Genomic DNA, 20,281 nt, shown 5'->3' with positions numbered 1-20,281 from the left:
CGCCAATGATGTCGAATGACCCTGTTTTGCCCCCTGTTGCCTTGGATGTACCGGAAGGGCTTGCCGTTCCCGTGGACGGAAAGACGAGCGGTATGGAGGCCGTGCCCGTTCCTGATAAGGCGGATGTGACGGATTCAGGCACCGGCGGTGATGATGGTTCAGCGCCGCCGGCGTCTGGCAGCATCGAAGGGCCTTATCTTGCCCCCCCGCGTATGCCGGTTCTGGAAGGCGCGCGGGGTGTGCGGTTCGATTTCAATGATGGGGCGCGTGTCATGGTGCCGTCCCTGGAGCGCGATGGTGTGCCGTGGGGTGCGCAATGGCATGTGCGGCTTTCGGACCATGTGACTGGAAATGTGCTGTTCGATGCGCGTCTGAAGGGCGGTACGGTGGCGTCCACCAAGAAGTTCTTCGTGCCGTTTCGGGTAGATGTCTGGCTGGAGCAGCCGGGCGAGGCGCCGGAACAGGTGCTGCATCATGATCTGGCGCTGTCGGGGCGGCCGGTTCTGGTGCAGCTTCCGGTCGGAACGCTGGGGGATACGCTGGCCTGGCTGCCTGCGGTGCGGCGTCTGGCGCAGGAGAGCGGGGCTCAGGTGACGTGCTCGGTCTCCGAAGCGATTTTGCCGCTTGTGATGGGCGCCAATCCGGAACTGACGCTCGTGGGGCATGACCGCATGAAGGCGGAGCCGGATTTCACGGCCCGGTTCTATGCGAGCTACAACATCGGGCTGTTTTTCGCGGATAAGGACCATACCCGCCAACCGACGGATTTCCGTCATGTCGGGCTGCACCGGACAGCGGCTTACATCCTCGGTGTGGATCCCTGGAACGATGCGCCGCCGGGCATCACCATTCCCGATGGCGAACTACCGCCCGTTGCGGAGCCGTATGTGGTCATCGCCACGCAGGCCAGTACACAGTGCAAGTACTGGAACAATCCCGGCGGCTGGCATGAGGTGATCGCGTTTCTGAAAAAGGCGGGATATCGCGTCATCTGCATCGATCAGAAGCCGTATCACGGCACGGGTTATGTCTATAACCATATCCCGCACGGGGCCGAGGATCAGACCGGAAGCCGGCCGCTGACGGAGCGTGCACGCTGGCTGAAACATGCGAGCTTCTTCATTGGCCTGTCGAGCGGGCTGGCCTGGCTGGCGCACGCGGCGGGCACGCCAGTGGTGATGATTTCAGGGTTCACGCATCCGGACAACGAGTTCGCCACGCCCTATCGGGTCATCAACTGGCACACCTGCAATTCATGCTGGAATGACCCGGCGTTCCAGTTCGATCACAAGGACTTCTTCTGGTGTCCGCGCCACAAGGGGACGGACCGGCAGTTCGAGTGCTCGCGGCTGATTACCGGGACGCAGGTCATTCACACCATCAGGCGGCTGATGACGGATCGGGGACTTGCAGGCGCGGAGCATGGCGCGCCCGTATCTGTGTGAGCAGGGCTTCGATCAGGGCACAGACATGGACCACCAGACTGAGCTCCATCACGAGCAGGATGCGGTTGCTGGAGGCGTAGATCGTGGGGGAAAGGCCTGTCAGGAAGGTCACGGCGAACCCGCCCAGCAGGAAGGACAGGACGGTGGGGGAGTCTTTCAGGGACAGGGCGCACCACAGGATTGAGACGATCATGCACAGCGTCAGGAAAAACGCGACATAGGTGTTCAGATACACCCAGTTCAGCTCGTAGATGAACCGGTCGCAGCGCAGGGCGGTGAGCATTTTCTGAAGACCCGGACCGAAAGGCAGCATGAGCAGGATGTTGAGCAGCATCACGCCCATGGCTGCCACGTCCTGAACGCCCCTGTTCCGTTTGACGAAAGCCAGGAAGCAGATGGACAGGATCAGGGCTGCGAGCAGGATATGATTGTCTGTGCTGACGCAGGCGCGGTGGATGCGGTCGATCGCCAGCGAGAGTTTCTGCACCATGCCGAACTGGGGAAATTCGGGCAGCCAGTTGCTGATTTCTGCCACGTAACGGCGGCCATTTCCGGGAGCAGCCAGAACGGTTGCGGAAATGGCAGCGGCGGTCGTCAGATAAAGACCACCATACAGGGACATGGTTCGGCGTCGAAGAGTGGAGACGGCCGTGCAGAAGAGCAGAAGCAGCGAGGACTGTTCGATTGAACAGCCGATGGGCAACGCCGCGATGGACAGGATGCGCAGGGGTTTGCCTGCATCGTCTTGGCGTAGGAAAACGCTGATCGAGAAGAAGGCGAAGGAAATCGGGAAAAGGTAATTGTAGAAACCCGAGAGCCAGTACACGGATTCTTCGCAGACGTAATAGGGCAGCAGCAGGAACAGGCCCATGACCAGCGGAATTCCGACGCCGGGCCGGAGGGCGGGGCGCAGGGTGCAGGACCAGATCGCATAGGCCAGCAGAATGGCACAGAACGGGATGAGGGTCCGCCAGAAGGCGGGATACCGGATGGTTTCAGCCAGGGCGCCTTCGATGAAGATCCTGCCGGACCATGTCATGTACCGTGTGTGGAGAAAGGACAGCAGGCTGGTGTGATCCAGGGCATGCCGGAACATGTCATTGTCGATGAAGATCGATCTGTTGATCCGGGTATTCATCCAGACTGTCGCGATCACCAGAAAGACGATGAACGGGCCGTTCCGCAGGATCGTCGTCTTAAGAGCGGCAGGCATGGGAAATCCTGTAAAGGCTGTGTCCTGAAATGATGTTCAGGTGAAGGGTCGCTCCCGGTGTCATGGCCGCCGAATTTCTGGCGGTTCCGGCAAAGCCGTATCGGTTGTGAAAGGCATTGGCCTCTGTATGGAAGGTCCGTGCGATATCGGGCCTTTCCTGAAGCCGGTAGGGGATGGAGAACTCCTTTTCTCCGTCTCCCACGGTGAGGATCAGGGTGGCTTCGTCGCCGGGCCAGACGTCTGAATGGATCCAGCCGGAAACCGCAATGGTGTTTCTCGCGATATGACATTCTTCCACGAGGGCTCTCATGGAAGGGTCGTTTGCGGGCGTGAAACTGTCCGGGTGGAAGGGCTGGTGCGCCGTCCAGGCATGGCAGCAGGCGAGTGTCACGACCAGTGACAGGGCTACTCCGCACAGGAAGGCATATTTCCTCAGAAGCAGGAGCATCTGATCCAGTGTGGAAGGATGTTTCATGGATCTGCTGCGCTGTTCCGGGAGGGGGTATTTCTGCCATTGGGGCTGTACGCTGTCCATCATTGCTTTCGGATATGGGGGAAGGCGGGGCTGGCATGACGGCTTTGGCCCTGATATCTGCGAGGCTGTCTTTTTCATCCGATCGCGGCTGTGTCTGCGGTCCCGGTAGCCGGATGCCTGCCCCATGTCCGATACTTTCGAGCCGATCCGCATTGTCGCGCTGTATCATTTCACGCCGTTCGAAGATCCGGCCGCATTGCGCGGGCCGTTGCTTGAGCTGTGCGAAAAGGAAGGGATCAAGGGGATCCTGCTTCTGGCGCGCGAGGGAATCAACGGGACGATTGCCGGGACGGATGAGGGCATGGAGCGCGTGATGGCGCATATCCGTGCGCTGCCGGGCTGTGCGGATCTGGAGAGCAAGGACTCCCGCGCTCCGGAACTGCCGTTCCGTCGCATGAAGGTGCGGCTGAAAAAGGAAATCGTCACGATGGGTGAGCCGGATATCGATCCGCGTCAGGGCGTGGGGCGGTATGTGGCGCCGGAAGACTGGAACGCGCTGATTTCCGATCCGGATACGATCCTGATCGATACGCGCAATGATTACGAAGTGGCGATCGGGACGTTTAAAGGCGCGGAAGATCCCAAGACGAAATCATTCCGAGAATTTCCCGAATGGTTCCGCAGGCGTCGGCAGGAACTCGAAGCGAAAGGGCGTCTGCCGAAGATCGCGATGTTCTGCACGGGTGGCATCCGCTGCGAGAAATCAACGTCCTTTGCGCGGGCTGAGGGTGTGGACGAGGTCTATCACCTCAAGGGCGGCATCCTGAAATATCTGGAGACCGTGCCAGAAGAAGAAAGCCTGTGGGAAGGCGAGTGCTTCGTGTTCGACCAGCGTGTTTCAGTGAAGCACGGACTGGAGATCGGCACGCATGATGTCTGCCATGCCTGCCGTCGGCCGCTGAATGAAAAGGACAAGGCCTCGCCACTGTTCGTGCAGGGTGTGTCGTGCCCGCATTGCCATAACGAGCGCACGGAAGAGCAGCGTCGCCGTTATGCCGAGCGTGAGCGTCAGGAAGCGCTGGCACAGGCGCGGCGGGCCGGGCATCTGGGCGTCCGCCAGAAGTGACGGCGGTCTCGCCGGTCGCTGAGGATGTTTCGCAGCGGCCGGATGTGGCCCGGCGGATGTTCCAGATTGCGGGGCGCTATGCGCTGATCAATGTCCTGATCGCCATCCCGCTGCATCTTCTGATTGATGCAGCGGGGTTTGGGGGAACCACCGCAACGTGGAAGCATGGCGTTGTCGTGCTGGCCGTGGCGGGTGTTGTGTTCGCACCCATCATGGAAACTTTTATGCACTTCTGGTTGCCAATCGTGGTGGTGCGGAAGGTGCTGGGGCAGCGGTCTGGGACGCCGTTTGTGGCGTGGCTCGCCTGCGTGGGGCCATTTGCCTACGGGCATTATGGCGGTGATTTTGGACGGAGTGCCCTGACTGCGCTCTGTACCGGGCTGGTGAGCGGAAGCTGTTTCTATTTCTGTTTCCTGACTGCCGAGAAGAATGTGGGGATCAGTCCTTTCTGGACGACAGCTCTGTGCCATGCCCTGTTCAACGGTACGGTTCTGGTGGTGTTCGGGCTGGCTTATGTTCTGGGGTTCTTGTCCTGAAGAGAGACTGACTCTTCAGGACAAGACCGGGTTCAGGCTTTGGTCTTATTGCGAGAGCCGGCGGGGCGGCCTCTGGGTTTCTTTTCGGTAGCTTTTTCGGCTGCCTTGTCCTTGGCAGCCTTTGCCTTTTTCGCGGCTGTGCGTTCGGCCTTCGGTGGTGGCAGACTGGCGGCGAGCATGGCCTGTGTGATTTTGGTGGCCGTGACCTTGCGGGGCTGTCTTGCGCCCGGTGCGTCCAGCAGCGGGGCCAGGAAGCGGCCGGTATGGCTGGCCTTGCACGCAGCGATGTCTTCCGGTGTTCCGGCCGCGACGACCTGACCGCCGCCGTCGCCGCCTTCGGGGCCGATATCGATCAGCCAGTCGGCCGTCTTGATGACTTCCAGATTATGCTCGATCACCAGAACCGTGTTGCCCTGATCGACGAGGGTGTGGAGCACTTCAAGCAGTTTGCGGACGTCTTCGGTGTGCAGGCCGGTCGTGGGCTCATCGAGGATATAGACTGTGCGGCCGGTGGCGCGTTTGGCCAGTTCCTTCGAGAGCTTGACGCGCTGGGCCTCACCGCCCGAAAGCGTGGTGGCCTGCTGGCCGAGGGCGACATAACCCAGTCCGACCTGTTGGAGGATGGCCAGACGGTCGCGGATCTTGGGAGCAGCCTGGAAGAACGGCAGGGCCTCGTCCACGGTCATGGACAGCACGTCTGCGATGGACTTGCCACGAAACTTCACGTCCAGCGTTTCGCGGTTGTAGCGCGCGCCTTTGCAGGTGTCGCAGGTCACATACACGTCCGGCAGGAAGTGCATCTCGATCTTGAGAACGCCGTCGCCCTGACAGGCTTCGCAGCGGCCGCCCTTCACGTTGAAGGAGAATCGGCCCGGCTTGTAGCCGCGTGCCTTGGACTCAGGCAGTTCGGCGAACCAGTCGCGGATCGGGGCGAACAGATCCGTATAAGTCGCAGGGTTGGAACGTGGCGTGCGGCCGATCGGGGACTGGTCGATCTCGATGATCTTGTCGAGATTGTCCACGCCTTCCAGACGGTCATAGGGCAGCGGCGTCTGGCTCGATTTCATGAGCTGGCGGGAGAGTGCCTTATACAGCGTGTCGATGACCAGCGTGGACTTTCCGCCGCCTGAGACGCCCGTGACGGCGATGAAGGTGCCGAGCGGGAAATCGACCGTCAGATCCTTGAGGTTGTTGCCGCGTGCGCCGTGCAGGGTCAGCATGCCGCTGGGCTTGCGGCGTTCGGTCGGGACGGGAATGACCTTGCGGCCTGACAGATAGGCGCCGGTGATGCTGTTGGGATTTTTGGCGACTTCGGCCGGGGTGCCGACGGCGATGACTTCACCGCCGAGCTTGCCCGCACCCGGTCCCATATCGATCAGGTAATCGGCGGCACGGATGGCGTCCTCGTCATGCTCGACGACGATAACGGTGTTGCCGAGGCGCTTGAGGCGGTCGAGCGTGCCGAGCAGCCGTTCATTGTCGCGCTGGTGCAGGCCGATGGAGGGCTCGTCCAGCACATACAGCACACCGGTCAGGCCAGAACCGATCTGCGATGCCAGACGGATGCGCTGGCTTTCGCCCCCGGACAGGGTGGCAGAACCACGAGAGAGTGTGAGGTAGTCCAGCCCGACATCATCGAGAAAGTGCAGGCGGTCCGTGATTTCGCGCAGGATGCGGCGGGCGATCTCGGCGCGCTGGGGCGTGAGGGTCGCTTCCACGGTGGAAAACCAGTCGAGCGCCTTGCGGATGGGCATGTCCGAGGCTTCGGCGATGTTGAGGTCCTTGACCTTCACGCACAGGGCTTCGGGCTTGAGGCGCGCACCATGGCAGGCATGACACGGCTTTTCGGACTGATAGCGGGAGAGTTCCTCGCGCACCCACATGCTGTCCGTCTGGGCCATGCGGCGCCGCAGGTTCTTCAGCACGCCTTCGAACGGCTTGGTGATGATATGGACCTTCCCGCCATCGCTGTAGGGAATGTCGATCGGCTCTTTCGAACCGTTGATGATGAGGTCGCGTGTTTCGGGCTGAAGCTCGCTCCAGGGTGTATTCATGTTGTCGCCGCAATGGCGGGCGAGGGCGGCGAGCGTCTGGTCGTACCAGTCCGTGCTCGCTCCCTTCCAGGGAGCGATGGCGCCTTCGGCCAGTGTCAGGCTGTCATCCGGGACGATCAGGTTCGCATCGAAATGGGTTTCGGTGCCGATGCCGTCACAGACCGGGCAGGCGCCCATCGGGGCGTTGAAGGAGAACAGCCGCGGCTCGATCTCCTCGATCGTGAAGCCGGAGACGGGGCAGGCGAAGCGCGACGAGAACACGACATGCGCCGGGGCTTCCTTTTCGCCTGCGCGTTTGACTTCCTCCGCGTAAGCCAGACCATCGGAGAGTTCGAGCGCGGTCTCGAAACTGTCGGCCAGGCGGGATTCAATCCCTTCCTTGACGACAATCCGGTCCACCACGACTTCGACGGTATGACGCGTCTTGCGGTTCAGTTCCGGGGCTTCGGCGATTTCATACAGTTCGCCGTCGATCTTCACGCGGGTGAAGCCCTTGCGCGTCAGCTCGGCGAGTTCGCGCTTGCAGTCACCCTTGCGATCCCGGACGACGGGGGCGAGCAGCATCAGGCGCATGCCGTCCGGCATGGCCATGACGCGGTCCACCATCTGGCTGACGGTCTGCGCCTCGATCGGCAGGCCGGTCGCGGGAGAATATGGAATGCCGACACGCGCCCAGAGCAGTCGCATGTAGTCATGGATTTCCGTGATCGTCCCCACGGTCGAGCGGGGGTTCTTGGACGTGGTTTTCTGCTCGATCGAGATGGCCGGGGAGAGACCCTCGATGGAATCCACATCCGGCTTGCCCATCAGTTCGAGGAACTGGCGGGCATAGGCGGAGAGGCTTTCCACATAGCGCCGCTGGCCCTCGGCATAGATCGTGTCGAAGGCCAGGGAGGATTTTCCGGAGCCCGAGAGACCCGTGATGATCGTCAGGGAATCACGGGGGATCGTGGCATCGATATTCTTGAGATTATGGGCGCGGGCCCCACGGACGCGGATCGAATGATTGTCTGGAAAGCTCACGGAGACCCCGGAATATGGAGAAAAGGTAGTTGTGAGATCAAACGCGCTTGAATGGCGTCGGATTGTTCCCCATTAGATGGGGACTTACGCACGTATGAAAAGAACAATTCGAGAAAATTGGTTGGGACGGGAATGGCAGGCAGCGTCAATAAGGTGATTCTGGTCGGAAATCTGGGCAAGGATCCGGAAGTCCGCAACACGCAGTCGGGGGCGAAGATCGTCAACCTGACTGTTGCGACGTCCGACACCTGGAACGACAAGCAGTCGGGTGAGCGCAAGGAGCGCACCGAGTGGCATCGCGTGGTGATCTTCAACGAGCGCACGGCCGATGTTGCCGAGCGTTATCTGCGCAAGGGCCGCAAGGTCTACATCGAGGGCGAACTCCGCACCCGCAAATGGACCGACCAGTCCGGCCAGGAAAAATACACGACCGAAGTCGTGATCGACCGTTTCCGCGGTGATCTGGTGCTGATCGACAGCAATCGCGGCGGTGGCGGCGATGACGGCGGTTTTGACAATGGTGGTGGCTATGGCGGCGGTGGCGGCTTCGGCGGTGGCAACCGGGGCGGCTCAGGTGGCGGCTCGGGCGGTTTCGGGGGAGGATCCCGCGGGAACGCTGGTGGCGGCAACCGTTCGGGTGGCAGCAATGGCGGCTGGGATGCCCCGCCGGACAACGATCTGGACGACGAAATCCCGTTCTGATCCTGTCAGGGGAAACCGGGTAACAGAAAAAAAATGGCGGATGTCAGCCGACATCCGCCATGGCAGGGCTTTTCCATCAGCCCTCAGGCCGGGTCTCAGAAGACCGCGCGGTCCGGAATACTGGACGGGTCTGGCGTCATCACAGCAACCGTGTTGGCGAAATGGCTTCGACCATCGGTTCCATTGGCAACACCGCCTGAGCAGGCGGACAGGGCAAGAGCGCAGGACAGTAATACTGCGTCGAATACCAGAGCTTTCTTTCTGATCATCATTGTTATTCTTCCTTTTCTGATCGTGATGACCATACGATTCTGGAAAAGGAGAGTGAAATCTTATGTTTCTATCTGTTCATAAGTGCGACTTATGAAGCGGAGCATGGTGCGCGCGCCGGGAAAAAGGCAACAAAAAAGGCCGGTGCATTTCTGCACCGGCCTTCCCGTAGTCCTGCTTTTCAGCGGGTCTCAGGCTTCGACATAAGCCTTGATGATGGTGTCGGGGTCCTTGACCACGCCGCCGGCGCCCGAACCGCGCTTGATCTGGTCCACGTATTCCATGCCTTCGATCACCTTGCCGACGATCGTGTACTGACCGTTCAGATGCGGGCTGTCAGCGAACATGATGAAGAACTGGCTGTTGGCGGAGTGCGGGGCCATCGTGCGGGCCATGCCCACCGTGCCGCGCTCGAACTTGGCCTTGTCCGTGAATTCGGCCTTGAGGTCCGGATAGGAGCTGCCGCTCGTGCCGGTTCCCGTCGGATCGCCACCCTGGGCCATGAAGCCCTCGATCACGCGGTGGAATGCCACGCCGTTATAGAACCCTTCGGTGGCCAGGAGCTTGAGGCGCTCGCACGCCAACGGAGCCAGGTCAGGGCGCAGCTCGATGACGACCTTGCCAGTCTTGAGCTCGAAAACCAGCTTGTTGCCGTCGGGCACTGCAGTATCGGACATCTTGGAACCTTCCAGAAATCATTGAAGGCTCTTATGTCGGCCTTCGGCCCAGTTTCGACAAGACGATACGTGCAACATCTTCGCTGACGAAGGGAGAAATATCGCCCCCCAGCCGCGCGATTTCCTTCACAATCCTGCTGGCTGTGCTGCGATGTTCTTCAGAAGACAGCAGAAAGACCGTCTCGATTTCCGGAGCCAGACGACGCAGTGCGCCGGAAAGCTGGCTTTCATAGTCGAAATCCCCGCCGGATCGCAGCCCGCGCACAACTGTGCCTGCGCCCGCCTGACGGACGGCATCGACCAGCAGCGTATCAAAGCCGACGACCTCGATCCGGTCGCCATGCGGCAACTTGTCCACTTCATGCCGCAAAGCGACAAGCCGCGCGTTCAGATCCAGCAGCGGCTGCTTGCCTTCATTGACCGCTACGCCGACCAGAAGCCGGTCGAACAGGGCCGAAGCCCTGTGGATGATGTCGAGATGCCCGAACGTGACCGGATCGAACGTGCCGGGATAGAACCCGACACGGGGATCCATCCGCGCCTCAGGCGTCAGGTGCAGCATCGTCACCAGCGGGGGGCGCTTCAGAAGCCGCCTCGGAGGTACCTGCTTCGCCAATCACCTTGGCGCCGGCTTCGGAGCTTTCGTCGGTATCGCCCTCTTCTGTGTCGTCTTCGAGAACGGGGAAGACGCAGATGACGGTCTCGGTGTCATTCAGGCGGAACAGCGTCACGCCGCTGGCCTGACGGGACATGACACGGACCTGCGACACCGGCAGGCGGATCAGACGGCCCGTATCCGTCACCAGCATGACGTCCGTTCCATCAAGTGTCGGCAGCGTGCCAACTACTTCCTTGCCACGACGGTTTGCGGAGAAGGTCATGTTGGTGATGCCCTGACCGCCACGGCCCGACACGCGGTAATCATAGGCCGAAGAGCGACGGCCGAAGCCGCCATCCGTCACGGTCAGGAGGATTTCTTCCTGCTGTTCCAGCTCCTCGAAACGCTCCTGCGTCAGGTCGCCCGTGATCTCGACGGTTTCTTCGTCACCGGAAACGGTTTCGTCCTCGGCGCTGTCGTCCAGGGCGGCATTTTCGGCACGGCGCTTGGCATTGGCCATCCGCAGATAGGCTGCACGTTCCTCGACGCTGGCATCCACGTGATTGAGGATGCACAGCGAGATGACCGCATCGCCCTCGCCCAGACGGATACCGCGCACGCCCGTGCTGCCACGACCGGCGAACACGCGCAGCGTCTCGTCGGTGATCTGGAAGCGGATGCAGCGCGCATTCTTCGTCGCCAGGAACACGTCCTGACCTTCACGGCAGGTTGCCACGCCGATGAGGGAATCTCCTTCATCCAGCTTCATGGCAATCAGGCCGGAAGCGCGGATGTTGCGGAAATCGCTCAGGCGATTGCGGCGGACGTTGCCACTGGCCGTGGCGAAGGCGAGGTGCAGGTCTTCCCACAGCTCCTCGTCCTGCGGCAGCGGCAGAACGGCCGTGATGGAGTCCGTTCCCAGTTCGGGCAGCAGGTTAACCAGCGCGCGGCCCTTCGCGGTCGGTGCGGCTTCCGGCAGGTGCCAGACCTTCATCCGGTAGGCCTTGCCGCCCGAGGAGAAGAACATCACCCACTGATGCGTATGGGCGTTAAAGCTGCGGACGATGATATCGTCCCCACGGCGTCCGGAGGCCGTGCGGCCACGGCCGCCACGGTTCTGGGAGCGGAAGACCTCCAGCGGCGTGCGCTTGATGAAGCCGTCGCGCGTGATGGTGACGACCATCTGGCCCGGCTCGATCAGGCTTTCATCCGTCTGATCACCGAGTGCGTCGGAAATTTCCGTCACGCGCGGTGTGGCGACTTCCGCACGGGCGGCCAGAAGCTCTTCGCGCATGACTTCCATGCGACGCGGACGGCTCTCGATGATCGCCAGCAGTTCGCCGATTTTCTGCGCGACTTCGCCCAGTTCGCCTTGGATCTTCTCGCGCTCCAGCCCCGTGAGGCGCTGCAGGCGCAGTTCCAGAATGCCACGGGCCTGGGCTTCCGTCAGGCGGACCTTGCCATCGATGATGACATTGCCCTCGTCGTGGATCAGTTCCAGCAGCGGCACGACTTCCGAAGCGTCCCACTCCCGCGCCATCAGCGATTCACGCGCCGTGGCGGCGTCCGGGGCGGCGCGGATCAGCGCGATGACCTCGTCGATATTGGCAACGGCCAGAACCAGACCAACCAGCAGATGCCCACGGTCACGGGCCTTGTTCAGATCGAAGCGGGCGCGGCGCAGGATGACTTCCTCGCGGAACCGCAGGAAGGCTTCCAGGATATCCTTGAGGCCCATCGTCCGCGGCTTGCCGTCGTCGAGCGCCAGCATGTTGGCGCTGAAGGACGTCTGAAGCTGCGTGAAACGATAAAGCTGGTTCAGCACCACATCCGGGGTCGCATCGCGCTTGAGCTCGATGACAACGCGCATACCCGAGCGGTCGGACTCGTCGCGGATGTCGGAAATGCCTTCGATTTCCTTGGACCGCACCAGATCGGCGATCTTTTCCTGCAACGTGGCCTTGTTCACCTGATACGGGATCTCGGTGATGATGATGGCCTGACGGTCCTTGCGGATCTCCTCGATTTCAGCGCGGGCGCGCACCGGGATGGAGCCGCGACCCGTCTCATAGGCGCGACGGATGCCGCTGCGGCCCATAATGATGCCGCCCGTCGGGAAATCCGGACCCGGGATGATCTGCATCAGTTCATCGAGTTCGATGGCCGGGTTGGCGATCATGGCCAGCGTGGCGTCGATGACCTCACCCGGATTATGCGTCGGGATGTTGGTCGCCATACCGACGGCAATACCGGCTGCACCATTGACGAGCAGGTTCGGGAAGACGGCCGGAAGAACCTTCGGCTCGTTCTCGCTCTCGTCATAGTTCGGCTGGAAATCGACGGTATCGCGCTCAATGTCATCCAGCAGGAAGGACGACGCCTTGGCCAGACGGGCCTCGGTGTAACGCATGGCCGCCGGACTATCACCGTCCACCGAACCGAAATTGCCCTGACCGTCGATCAGCTTGACGCGCATCGACCAGTGCTGCGCCATCCGGACCATGGCGTCATAGATCGAGCTGTCACCATGCGGATGGTATTTACCCATCACGTCACCGACGGCACGCGCCGATTTGCGATAGGGCTTGTCGGCCGTGAAGCCGCTTTCGCGCATGGCGTAGAGAATACGGCGATGGACCGGCTTCAGACCGTCCCGCACATCCGGCAGCGCACGCGACACGATCACGGACATCGCATAGGCCAGATAGGAGGAGCGCATTTCCTCCTCGATCGTCACAGGAAGACGGCCGGAAGGGGTCAGATCAGTCGGCTCGGTCAGCTCGGTCAAGACAGGTCACCACGCTAGAATTCAGTTGCCTGAGCATACCGCATGCATCGCCGACACGCCACACCCGGCTCCCGCAGGAAGCGTCTGTGTCGTGGATGGTTCCTGTTCCCTCAAGCTTCCCTCAGGCGGCAGGAAATGTCACGCGCACGAAAGATTCACAAATCCACGCAAGAATGCGGGTCTTAGTTTGTATATTATTAACTTGCGCAATTTATTTGAAGCCGTTAGCAATTCCCAAACACGCTCCGGCGAGTCTCTGCCGGAAATCTTTTTGGAAGATCTCATCATGGCCGATACGACCAACGGAACCGACGACGTCACCTACAACAGCAGCGAAACCAGCTTTCACCAGCATGACTATGCCTGGCGCTGGGTTGGCCCGGCCACGGGTGGTGACTGGTCAGATCCGAACAACTGGGTCCTGAGCAATTCCGGTAATCCGGTGGATACGACGGGCGGCTCCTTCAGCGGCGACGCCATCCCCCAGAGCGAGCAGAACGCTGACGTCAACGTTGGCTATTCCGGCAACACCACGCCGAACGTGGTCGTCTCCAATGCCGTGCTTTACAATCAGATCCGCAGCCTCAGCGTCTGGCAGAACAGCACCCTGAAGATCACCGCACAGGGTGGAAACGGAAACGTTTTCGCAACGGCCGGTCTGGAAAATGACGGCACGGTCATCATCGATACCCCGTCGAAAGTTGAACTCGGTGGTGTGACGGCGGGTGACGGCACCCTGACGATCATGAACAACGACGGGAACGTGACGTTTGATGACGCATACCTGAACAACGGTACGCTGAATCTGGTCAACTCGACCCTCGGCAGCGTGGACGCTCCCGTTACGGTCTCCGGCGGTACGATCAACCTTCAGCAGAACAGCACGCTCGTTGCAGACCTGTATGGTGAAGGCTCCACGCTCAATGTCGATCCGGCAAGCGTCAACACCATCTATGTCAACGACCGCAACTCCAACAACAGCGGTTCCGTACAGGGCACCGTCATCAACGGTGTGTCTGAAAACACCCATTTCGGCATTCTGAGCGGCTCTTCCAAGCCGACCGCCGCCACCTACACCGAGAACTCCGACGGGTCCTACACCCTGACGATCAATCTCGATAACGGTCGTTCCATCACCTACCCGACGGTTCATGTCGCAGACGGCTTCACGCCTGCTGCCCAGGCCACGATCGTCCAGGACGGATCGAACGGCTGGCTGGTCGAAGACGCCGGTACGGCAACGGCTTCGGCCTCTTATGCCACGAGCGACCTGCACCAGCAGATGGCTTCGACGGCCGCTGCCGCAGCCAGCGCCGGTGGTGATACCTCCCAGTACAGCACCAATGCCGTCAGCTATCACACTCACGATAATGCATGGCGCTGGACCGGTCCCGCCAGCGGCGGTGACTGGTACGATCCGAAGAACTGGACGCTGTATGACAGCAACAACAAGGTCGTTGACACGACGGGTAACTCCTTCAACGGCAACGCCATTCCGCAGAGCGAGCAGAATTCTGACGTCAATGTCGGCTACTCCGGCAGCACCACGCCGAGCACCGTTGTCGCCAGTGCGCCGTCCTACAACCAGATCCGCAGCCTCAGCGTCTGGGAAAACAGCACGCTGGAAATCACGGCAAATGGCGGCAGCAACTACAGCGGTTACGTCTTTGCCACGGCCGGTTTCGAGAACGCAGGCACGATCCTGATCAACACCCCGTCGAAGGTTGAACTCGGCGGCATCACGATGAACCGTGATAATGGTACGATCACGATCATGAACAACGACAACAATGTCGTGTTTGATGGAAACAACGTGAACAGCGGCGGCACGATCAACCTGATCAATGCCACGCTGGGAACTGCTACGAACCCGATCTACATCAGTGGCGGTACGGTCAGCCTCGCGCAGGGCAGCAGCCTGTATCTGACGCCGGGCGAAAACCTCAGCACCATCAGCGTCGATCCGTCGACGGTGAATACGGTCTATGTCGAAGCCAACGGCTACCTGCAGAACAACTCGGCCAACAACCAGAACTTCGCGATCAACGGCGTTTCCGCCAACACGCATTTCGGGATCTCCGGTGTGTCTTCCGCCCCGACGGAAGCTACCTACACCCCGAATGCTGATGGCTCCTACACCCTGACGATCACGCTGGCTGACGGTCGTGAGCTGACCTATGGCGATATCCACACGGCTGACGGCTTCACGCCGGCTGCCACGGCATCCATCGTCCAGGACGGCACCAATGGCTGGATTGTCGAAGATGCTGGTGTCACGACCTGCTTCCTCGCAGGCAGCATGATCCGCACGCCGGAAGGTGATGTCGCTGTCGAGAGCCTTCGTCTGGGCAGCACGGTTCTGGCCTTCGTGAACGGCGAAGCCGTGGAGCGGACCGTGACCTGGGCTGGCCGTGCGCACATGGTTGCCAAGGCTGGTCTGAGCGATGCCGAAGCCGGTTATCCGGTCCGCATCCTGAAGGACGCGCTCGCCGAGGGCGTGCCTTACAAGGACATGCTGGTCACCCCGGAACACTGCCTGTTCCTGAACGGTGGTTTCGTGCCGGCCCGTATGCTCGTGAACGGTCGTTCCGTGATCTATGACCGCTCCCTGCCGTCCTACGACTACTTCCACGTGGAAACGGCCGAGCACTCCGTCATCATGGCGGACGGCATGCTGACGGAAAGCTATCTCGATACCGGCAATCGTCATTCCTTCCGCCAGAACGGTACCGTCGTTTCGCTCGGTGGCCGTGCACGCAACTGGAACGATGATGCGGCAGCCCCGCTGGTTGTCAGCCGCGAGGTGGTTGAGCCGATCTTCCGTGAGATCGAGGCCCGCGCCATCGCAGCCGGTCTTGAAAACACCATCGAGGCTCCGGCCCTGACCGAAGATGCCGGTCTGCACCTCGTCACCAGCACGGGCCAGACCATCCATCAGGTCCGGACGGCCAATGGTCGCGCGATGTTCATGATCCCGTCCGATGTGACGGAAGTGCGCCTCGTGTCCCGTACCTTCCGTCCGAGCGAAACAGTTGGACCGTTCGTGGATGACCGCCGTCAGCTCGGCGTTCTGGTCGGTGAAGTCACGCTGTTCGACTCGGGCAACACGATCCGCATCGATCAGCATCTGACCGATGCCGGCCTGGCAGGCTGGGACGTTCAGGACGATGCGGCCGCCCGCTGGACCAACGGCAACGCTGTGCTGTCCCTGACGGCCCGCCAGCCGAACAGCCTCGGCATGCTGGCCATTCAGGTTCTGGCAGCAGGTCCGTACGTGCTGGTTTCCGAAGGTGAAGCCGAAACGGCTCACACCGCCTGAGACCAGATGGCCTGAAACGGAAAAGGCCTCACCCCTTCGGGGATGGGGCTTTTTTTTTGTCCCTTCTCCCCGTGTGGGTGTAGGGCACGGCCCCAACGAGAAAAGGCGCCCCTGTATGGGACGCCTTTTCTTATAGGGTAGTCTGAAAACGGGCTCAGAAGTTGGCGTTGATCCGTCCGTAGTAGTAACCGCCGGTGATGGGCACCTGCAGCGAGAACTGGTCGTAGATCTGGGCGCCGCGGGAGTTATTGACCTGCGGGACGCGGCGGGGGCGGACGTTGAAGATATTGTTCGCGCCGATCGCCAGATGCCAGTTGCTGTTGAAGCGGTAGCCGACTTCGATATCCGTCAGCCAGCGCGGTGTGTTCTTGAACTGCGCAAAGCAGCTGTTGGAATAGGCCAGGCTTCCACCGCTCGGGCAGGGGAGCGTCTTGTCCGTCCAGTCATAGTAGGTCAGCATGGACGTGGTTTCGCCATACCGTGTCTGGCGGACGTTGAAGTCCCATTTTCCGACCGTATACAGCGCGTTCAGGATGATCTTGCTGCGCGGATAGGCGGTCGTGATGTAGGCGATGTTCTGCGCATTCAGCAGCGGATTGCCGTTGGTGTCGGTACCATTGTGGTGCAGGCGCGTGCGGTTCAGGTCCAGCGCCATGCTGAGGTTCAGGTTACCGGCATTGTGGAAGCGGATCATGTAGTCCGCCTTGATATCCAGACCCTGCGTGCGGGTGCTGGCGCCGTTGGTCATGTAGTACGCGGATACGTTGTCGGCCGTGATGCTGTTAAGCGGCAGGGAGTATCCCATGGCCTCGATGGCCTCGATGGCGGACTCGCCCTTGACGGTGCCACCACCCACGATGCGGTCACGCAGATTGATCTGGTAGACATCCGCTTCGACGTGGAAGTTCTTCACCGGCTCCACGACGATACCGCCGCTGGCACTGACGGAACGTTCCGGTTTCAGGGCGCTTGCACCCAGGACACGTGCGGCCGTTGAGCTGACGGGCAGCAGGCCGGAGGCACCGGTCGGATCCACGTTCATGGCGCTGTAGTGCTGCTCGGCCAGGGTTGGCGCACGGAAGCCGGTGCTGATCGTGCCACGAAGCGCAATCTTGCTGGTCACGTCATAACGGGTCGAGACCTTGCCGTTTTCCGTGTTGCCGACATCGGTGTAGTGTTCGAAGCGGCCGGCGAAATCAAGATCCCAGTGCTTGAGCGGGTGGAAGTCGCCATCGACATAGGCCGCCCAGATGTCACGGCTCCAGTTGCCGGCACTGTTGGGGCCGAGACCGGCATAGCCCTGCGTGCCGCCCAGTTCATAGGACGGCGGAGTACCGGCCTTGATCTGATAGGTTTCGAGGCGATGCTCGCCACCGAACGCCAGCGTCATCGGAACGGTATGGGCGATGTTGAACTGGCGGCGGAAGTCCAGATTGTTGGTCCACTGCGCCATGCGATAGGTCTCGGCGCGCGTGGAGTTGGGCGACCAGCCGCAGCCATCGGTCGAATAATAGGACGATGTCGGATCGGTCGAGCAGGTGCTGGCGAGCATGCCTGTGTTGGCGGTGTTTTTGTTGCCGATCTTGTTGCCGTCAGCACCATAAGTGGTGCTCAGGTCCCAGTCGAACCCAAAGAAATTGTCGCCCTTGAGGCCGAGCGTGGCGGCGTAATCGTTCTCTTCTGATGTTTCGAGCGGGGAGAAGCCGGCCGGGTACATGGTCGGGGCGATCGCCGGAGTCCGGTAGTTTTCGTACGCTTCGCCATGGCGGTGCATGTAGGTGATGAGGCCGTAGAAATTCACGCCTTCGGTAATGGTCTTGCCGAAATCGATGGCGAGGCTTTCGCGGGTTTCTTCGGGCGTGCTCATGATCTTGTTGGAATCAGCGGGCACGTTCATCGCGTTCGGAACGACACCGTTATAATATCCGGTCGTGGTGGCGTTGTTGGGCCAGCTTCCGATCAGGCGGTGGTCGCGTGCGCCGACGACCATGTGGTCGGTGTGGTAGACTTCGCCGCTGATGTGCAGATAGCCGTCATTGCCCCATTTCACGCCGCCATCGGCATCCACCTTGTATTGCCAGCCGTCGCCGTTATAGGCGTTCGCGCCGGTCTGCACCGAAGTATGCATGCCGTGGGCCTGCTTCTTGGTGATGATGTTCACCACGCCGGCAATGGCGTCGGAGCCGTACATCGCGGCGGCACCGTCTTCCAGCACTTCGATATGGTCGATGGCGCTGGCGGGGATCGTGTTCAGATCAGCACCCGTGGAGCCGAACTGCGGGCCGGCATCGGCTGTGATGTTTGCCGTGTTGTGGCGGCGCTTGCCGTCTACCAGGACCAGGACTTCGTTCGGACCAAGGCCGCGCATCTGGATGGAAGACGTCAGGGCGGAGGAATCCGCGCCCATGGCCTGCACGTTGATGGAGGCATAGGTCCGGGTCAGGGCATCGGCAACGTTCATCATGCCGGAATGGCGCAGTGTTGCAGCCGAAATCACGCTGACGGGGGACGAGCTTTCACGGGCCTTGCGGTTGGTCGCATGGGTACCGGTGGTGACGTTGATTGTCTCGGCTTCGCCCGTGAAATTGACGTCCGTCTTCTTCTTGCGGGGGGCGGCAACGGCGGGTGTGGCCGTCGCAGCCGCAGGATGGGCAGCACTGTGAGCGGCGCTGCTGGGTTTCGCGCTGTGATGGCGTGTGGCGGGATGCGCCGTGGTGGTTGCGGCCAGGGCAGACATGCAGGGCATGACGGAAACTGCCGTTGTTACGAGCAGGGAGATGCGATGCCGGGATTTCATTACTACTTCTATACCTCCATGAGACGCCGCTCTTGGGTTCAGAGGGGGTTTCTGGATAGTAATGATAAAAATTCGTTACATGAAAGCAGCAAAAATGATTCTTGCAACAGATTTCCGTCCTGTTGCAGAATGGCAACAAGATGTTTGTGCTTCCGAAAAATAAGAAAGGAAATTCCGAAAGGAATATGCTTTGAGAAACATATTTCCGATTGAGGGGACGGGATGAGCCAGAAGCGCTGTAGGGAATGAAGTTCTTGTTACTTTAACGCACCAATCGGTGTCAGTCGTCCAGACGGACCTTGCGGTTGCGTTTGATGCCAGCCCGGTGTGATTTTCCGTCAAGGCGACGCTGCCGGGCTGCTCTTCCGGGACGGGTGGCTACGCGGAAAGTGGGGCGGTGAGCCGCCTTGCGGATCAGCTCTGCCAGGCGTTCGATGACGTCCTCACGGTTTCTCTGCTGTGTGCGAAAACGGCGACCCGTAATGATGATTTCGCCATTCTGGGTCGCACGGCTGCCTGCGAGTTCGATCAGGCGTGTCCGGATGCGGTCTGACAGGGCCGGAGAGCGCGCGGCATCGAACCGGAGCTGTGCGGCCGTGGCCACCTTGTTGACGTTCTGTCCTCCCGGCCCGGAGGCCAAGATATAGGTGATTTTCAGTTCGTCCTCTTCAAGCCGCAGACCGGGAAGAATCTCGATGGGCATCTGTTTCTTCCTTTCGGACTGGAAAAGGGGTGGCTGTGGTCAGGAAACGCAGGACGTCGCGCCCATAGCCTCTTTCGGCGCGGGAGACCATGGAGCGAGGTGTCGCATTGTCCGGTGGATGGGGACGAAAGCCTGTTTTTCCGGATGGCGAGGTTGACGCCCTCATGGGTTGTGAGGTAGCCAGCGTGCGGATGAACCGGTAGCTCAGTTGGTAGAGCATTCGACTTTTAATCGAATGGTCCTGGGTTCGAGTCCCAGCCGGTTCACCATTTTCCTGTAAATTCTGAAAATACCATTCTGTCTCTGGTAGGACAGGTTGTGGCGCGTGGCGGTCTGGCGGCGTAGTGTGACGCGAGGCAACGATAATAAGAGGAAACGCTGATGACGCGCGTTCGGATTGGGGTGGCGCTTGCGCTGCTGGCAGCTCTTGCGGCCTGTGGCCCGGATTATGGTGGTCAGGGATCGCGGCAGTTCCGTGGCGATGACTATGGAAATGTCGGGGCGGGCCGGAGCAGCTACGGCTATCAGGGTGGTCCGACCTGAGTTTTTTCAGGT

General features: G+C 60.7%; 15 protein-coding genes and 1 tRNA gene. 7 read left to right on the top strand and 9 right to left on the bottom strand.

Going from position 1 to position 20,281, the window contains the following annotated elements:
• The first annotated feature begins 5 nt into the window (after positions 1 to 5).
• Positions 6 to 1,445 carry an autotransporter strand-loop-strand O-heptosyltransferase gene (locus GLS_RS04930; protein ID WP_226986641.1) on the top strand — a complete coding sequence of 480 codons (1,440 nt, stop codon included), beginning with the start codon at positions 6 to 8 and terminating at the stop codon, positions 1,443 to 1,445.
• Here the strand turns inward: GLS_RS04930 and GLS_RS04925 are convergent.
• Together GLS_RS04925 and GLS_RS04920 are read right to left on the bottom strand one after the other, a co-directional pair.
• Positions 1,381 to 2,658 carry a DUF6056 family protein gene (locus GLS_RS04925; protein ID WP_041111441.1) on the bottom strand — a complete coding sequence of 426 codons (1,278 nt, stop codon included), beginning with the start codon at positions 2,656 to 2,658 and terminating at the stop codon, positions 1,381 to 1,383. The two genes, GLS_RS04930 and GLS_RS04925, sit on opposite strands and share 65 nt — an antisense overlap.
• Positions 2,642 to 3,133 carry a hypothetical protein gene (locus tag GLS_RS04920; RefSeq protein ID WP_041111440.1) on the bottom strand — a complete coding sequence of 164 codons (492 nt, stop codon included), beginning with the start codon at positions 3,131 to 3,133 and terminating at the stop codon, positions 2,642 to 2,644. The genes GLS_RS04925 and GLS_RS04920 overlap by 17 nt, the downstream gene beginning before the upstream one ends.
• A gap of 184 nt (positions 3,134 to 3,317) precedes the next feature.
• Here GLS_RS04920 and trhO point away from each other — a divergent pair, with 184 nt between their 5' ends.
• Both trhO and GLS_RS04910 read left to right on the top strand, forming a co-directional pair.
• A complete protein-coding gene (gene trhO / locus GLS_RS04915) occupies positions 3,318 to 4,259 on the top strand; it encodes an oxygen-dependent tRNA uridine(34) hydroxylase TrhO (RefSeq protein ID WP_041111439.1) in 942 nt (313 codons plus the stop codon).
• On the top strand, positions 4,256 to 4,795 hold the full coding sequence (locus GLS_RS04910) for a hypothetical protein (RefSeq protein ID WP_041111438.1): 540 nt from the start codon (positions 4,256 to 4,258) through the stop codon (positions 4,793 to 4,795). The genes trhO and GLS_RS04910 overlap by 4 nt, the downstream gene beginning before the upstream one ends.
• Positions 4,796 to 4,827: 32 nt before the next feature.
• Here GLS_RS04910 and uvrA read toward each other — a convergent pair whose 3' ends face one another.
• Complete coding sequence (uvrA, locus tag GLS_RS04905; RefSeq protein ID WP_041111437.1) at positions 4,828 to 7,872, bottom strand: excinuclease ABC subunit UvrA; 3,045 nt, start codon at positions 7,870 to 7,872, stop codon at positions 4,828 to 4,830.
• Positions 7,873 to 8,004: 132 nt separating this feature from the next.
• Between uvrA and ssb the strand changes: the two genes are divergently transcribed.
• A complete protein-coding gene (gene ssb, locus GLS_RS04900) occupies positions 8,005 to 8,574 on the top strand; it encodes a single-stranded DNA-binding protein (protein WP_041111436.1) in 570 nt (189 codons plus the stop codon).
• A 95-nt stretch (positions 8,575 to 8,669) separates the two neighbouring features.
• On the opposite strand, the gene GLS_RS13345 is transcribed toward ssb, so the two are convergent.
• From GLS_RS13345 to gyrA, 4 genes are all read right to left on the bottom strand, one after another.
• Positions 8,670 to 8,846, bottom strand: a complete 177-nt coding sequence (locus GLS_RS13345) for a hypothetical protein (protein WP_155720993.1) — start codon at positions 8,844 to 8,846, stop codon at positions 8,670 to 8,672.
• A gap of 189 nt (positions 8,847 to 9,035) precedes the next feature.
• Positions 9,036 to 9,521, bottom strand: coding sequence for a peptidylprolyl isomerase (locus GLS_RS04895; RefSeq protein ID WP_041111435.1), 486 nt, complete (start codon positions 9,519 to 9,521; stop codon positions 9,036 to 9,038).
• Between the two features lie 31 nt (positions 9,522 to 9,552).
• The gene (coaD, locus tag GLS_RS04890; RefSeq protein WP_052327469.1) at positions 9,553 to 10,083 is read right to left on the bottom strand and encodes a pantetheine-phosphate adenylyltransferase; all 531 of its coding nucleotides are present in this window, start codon (positions 10,081 to 10,083) and stop codon (positions 9,553 to 9,555) included.
• The gene (gene gyrA / locus GLS_RS04885; protein WP_041111434.1) at positions 10,064 to 12,907 is read right to left on the bottom strand and encodes a DNA gyrase subunit A; all 2,844 of its coding nucleotides are present in this window, start codon (positions 12,905 to 12,907) and stop codon (positions 10,064 to 10,066) included. Before gyrA ends, coaD begins: the two co-directional genes overlap by 20 nt.
• 286 nt (positions 12,908 to 13,193) lie before the next feature.
• Here gyrA and GLS_RS04880 point away from each other — a divergent pair, with 286 nt between their 5' ends.
• Positions 13,194 to 16,226: a Hint domain-containing protein gene (locus tag GLS_RS04880; RefSeq protein ID WP_226986640.1), complete on the top strand. Its 3,033-nt coding sequence runs from the start codon at positions 13,194 to 13,196 to the stop codon at positions 16,224 to 16,226.
• 154 nt (positions 16,227 to 16,380) lie between these two features.
• Here the strand turns inward: GLS_RS04880 and GLS_RS04875 are convergent, their stop codons facing one another.
• Positions 16,381 to 19,023, bottom strand: coding sequence for a TonB-dependent receptor plug domain-containing protein (locus GLS_RS04875; protein ID WP_041111432.1), 2,643 nt, complete (start codon positions 19,021 to 19,023; stop codon positions 16,381 to 16,383).
• 280 nt (positions 19,024 to 19,303) lie between these two features.
• On the bottom strand, positions 19,304 to 19,726 hold the full coding sequence (gene arfB, locus GLS_RS04870) for an alternative ribosome rescue aminoacyl-tRNA hydrolase ArfB (RefSeq protein WP_041111431.1): 423 nt from the start codon (positions 19,724 to 19,726) through the stop codon (positions 19,304 to 19,306).
• A gap of 193 nt (positions 19,727 to 19,919) precedes the next feature.
• Between arfB and GLS_RS04865 the strand changes: the two genes are divergently transcribed.
• Positions 19,920 to 19,995: transfer RNA gene (locus GLS_RS04865), tRNA-Lys, on the top strand.
• 112 nt (positions 19,996 to 20,107) lie between these two features.
• Positions 20,108 to 20,269 (top strand): hypothetical protein, encoded by a 162-nt coding sequence (locus tag GLS_RS13405; protein WP_165919952.1) that lies wholly within the window; start codon positions 20,108 to 20,110, stop codon positions 20,267 to 20,269.
• The last annotated feature ends 12 nt before the right edge of the window (positions 20,270 to 20,281 follow it).

It is taken from the genome of Gluconobacter oxydans DSM 3504 (genome assembly GCF_000583855.1).
Lineage (GTDB): Bacteria > Pseudomonadota > Alphaproteobacteria > Acetobacterales > Acetobacteraceae > Gluconobacter > Gluconobacter oxydans.
The sequence above is the reverse complement of the archived record's forward strand: the minus strand, read 5'-3'. Positions and strand labels throughout refer to the sequence as shown.

What these genes read in the sequence shown, in the direction of transcription:
- trhO (WP_041111439.1), top strand. Translation starts at nt 3,318, where the DNA reads ATGTCCGATACTTTCGAGCCGATCCGCATTGTCGCGCTGTATCATTTC.
- GLS_RS04930 (WP_226986641.1), top strand. Translation starts at nt 6, where the DNA reads ATGATGTCGAATGACCCTGTTTTGCCCCCTGTTGCCTTGGATGTACCG.
- coaD (WP_052327469.1), bottom strand. Translation starts at nt 10,083, where the DNA reads ATGCTGCACCTGACGCCTGAGGCGCGGATGGATCCCCGTGTCGGGTTC.
- GLS_RS04925 (WP_041111441.1), bottom strand. Translation starts at nt 2,658, where the DNA reads ATGCCTGCCGCTCTTAAGACGACGATCCTGCGGAACGGCCCGTTCATC.
- GLS_RS13405 (WP_165919952.1), top strand. Translation starts at nt 20,108, where the DNA reads ATGACGCGCGTTCGGATTGGGGTGGCGCTTGCGCTGCTGGCAGCTCTT.
- GLS_RS04895 (WP_041111435.1), bottom strand. Translation starts at nt 9,521, where the DNA reads ATGTCCGATACTGCAGTGCCCGACGGCAACAAGCTGGTTTTCGAGCTC.
- GLS_RS13345 (WP_155720993.1), bottom strand. Translation starts at nt 8,846, where the DNA reads ATGATGATCAGAAAGAAAGCTCTGGTATTCGACGCAGTATTACTGTCC.
- GLS_RS04875 (WP_041111432.1), bottom strand. Translation starts at nt 19,023, where the DNA reads ATGAAATCCCGGCATCGCATCTCCCTGCTCGTAACAACGGCAGTTTCC.
- arfB (WP_041111431.1), bottom strand. Translation starts at nt 19,726, where the DNA reads ATGCCCATCGAGATTCTTCCCGGTCTGCGGCTTGAAGAGGACGAACTG.
- GLS_RS04920 (WP_041111440.1), bottom strand. Translation starts at nt 3,133, where the DNA reads ATGAAACATCCTTCCACACTGGATCAGATGCTCCTGCTTCTGAGGAAA.
- GLS_RS04880 (WP_226986640.1), top strand. Translation starts at nt 13,194, where the DNA reads ATGGCCGATACGACCAACGGAACCGACGACGTCACCTACAACAGCAGC.
- ssb (WP_041111436.1), top strand. Translation starts at nt 8,005, where the DNA reads ATGGCAGGCAGCGTCAATAAGGTGATTCTGGTCGGAAATCTGGGCAAG.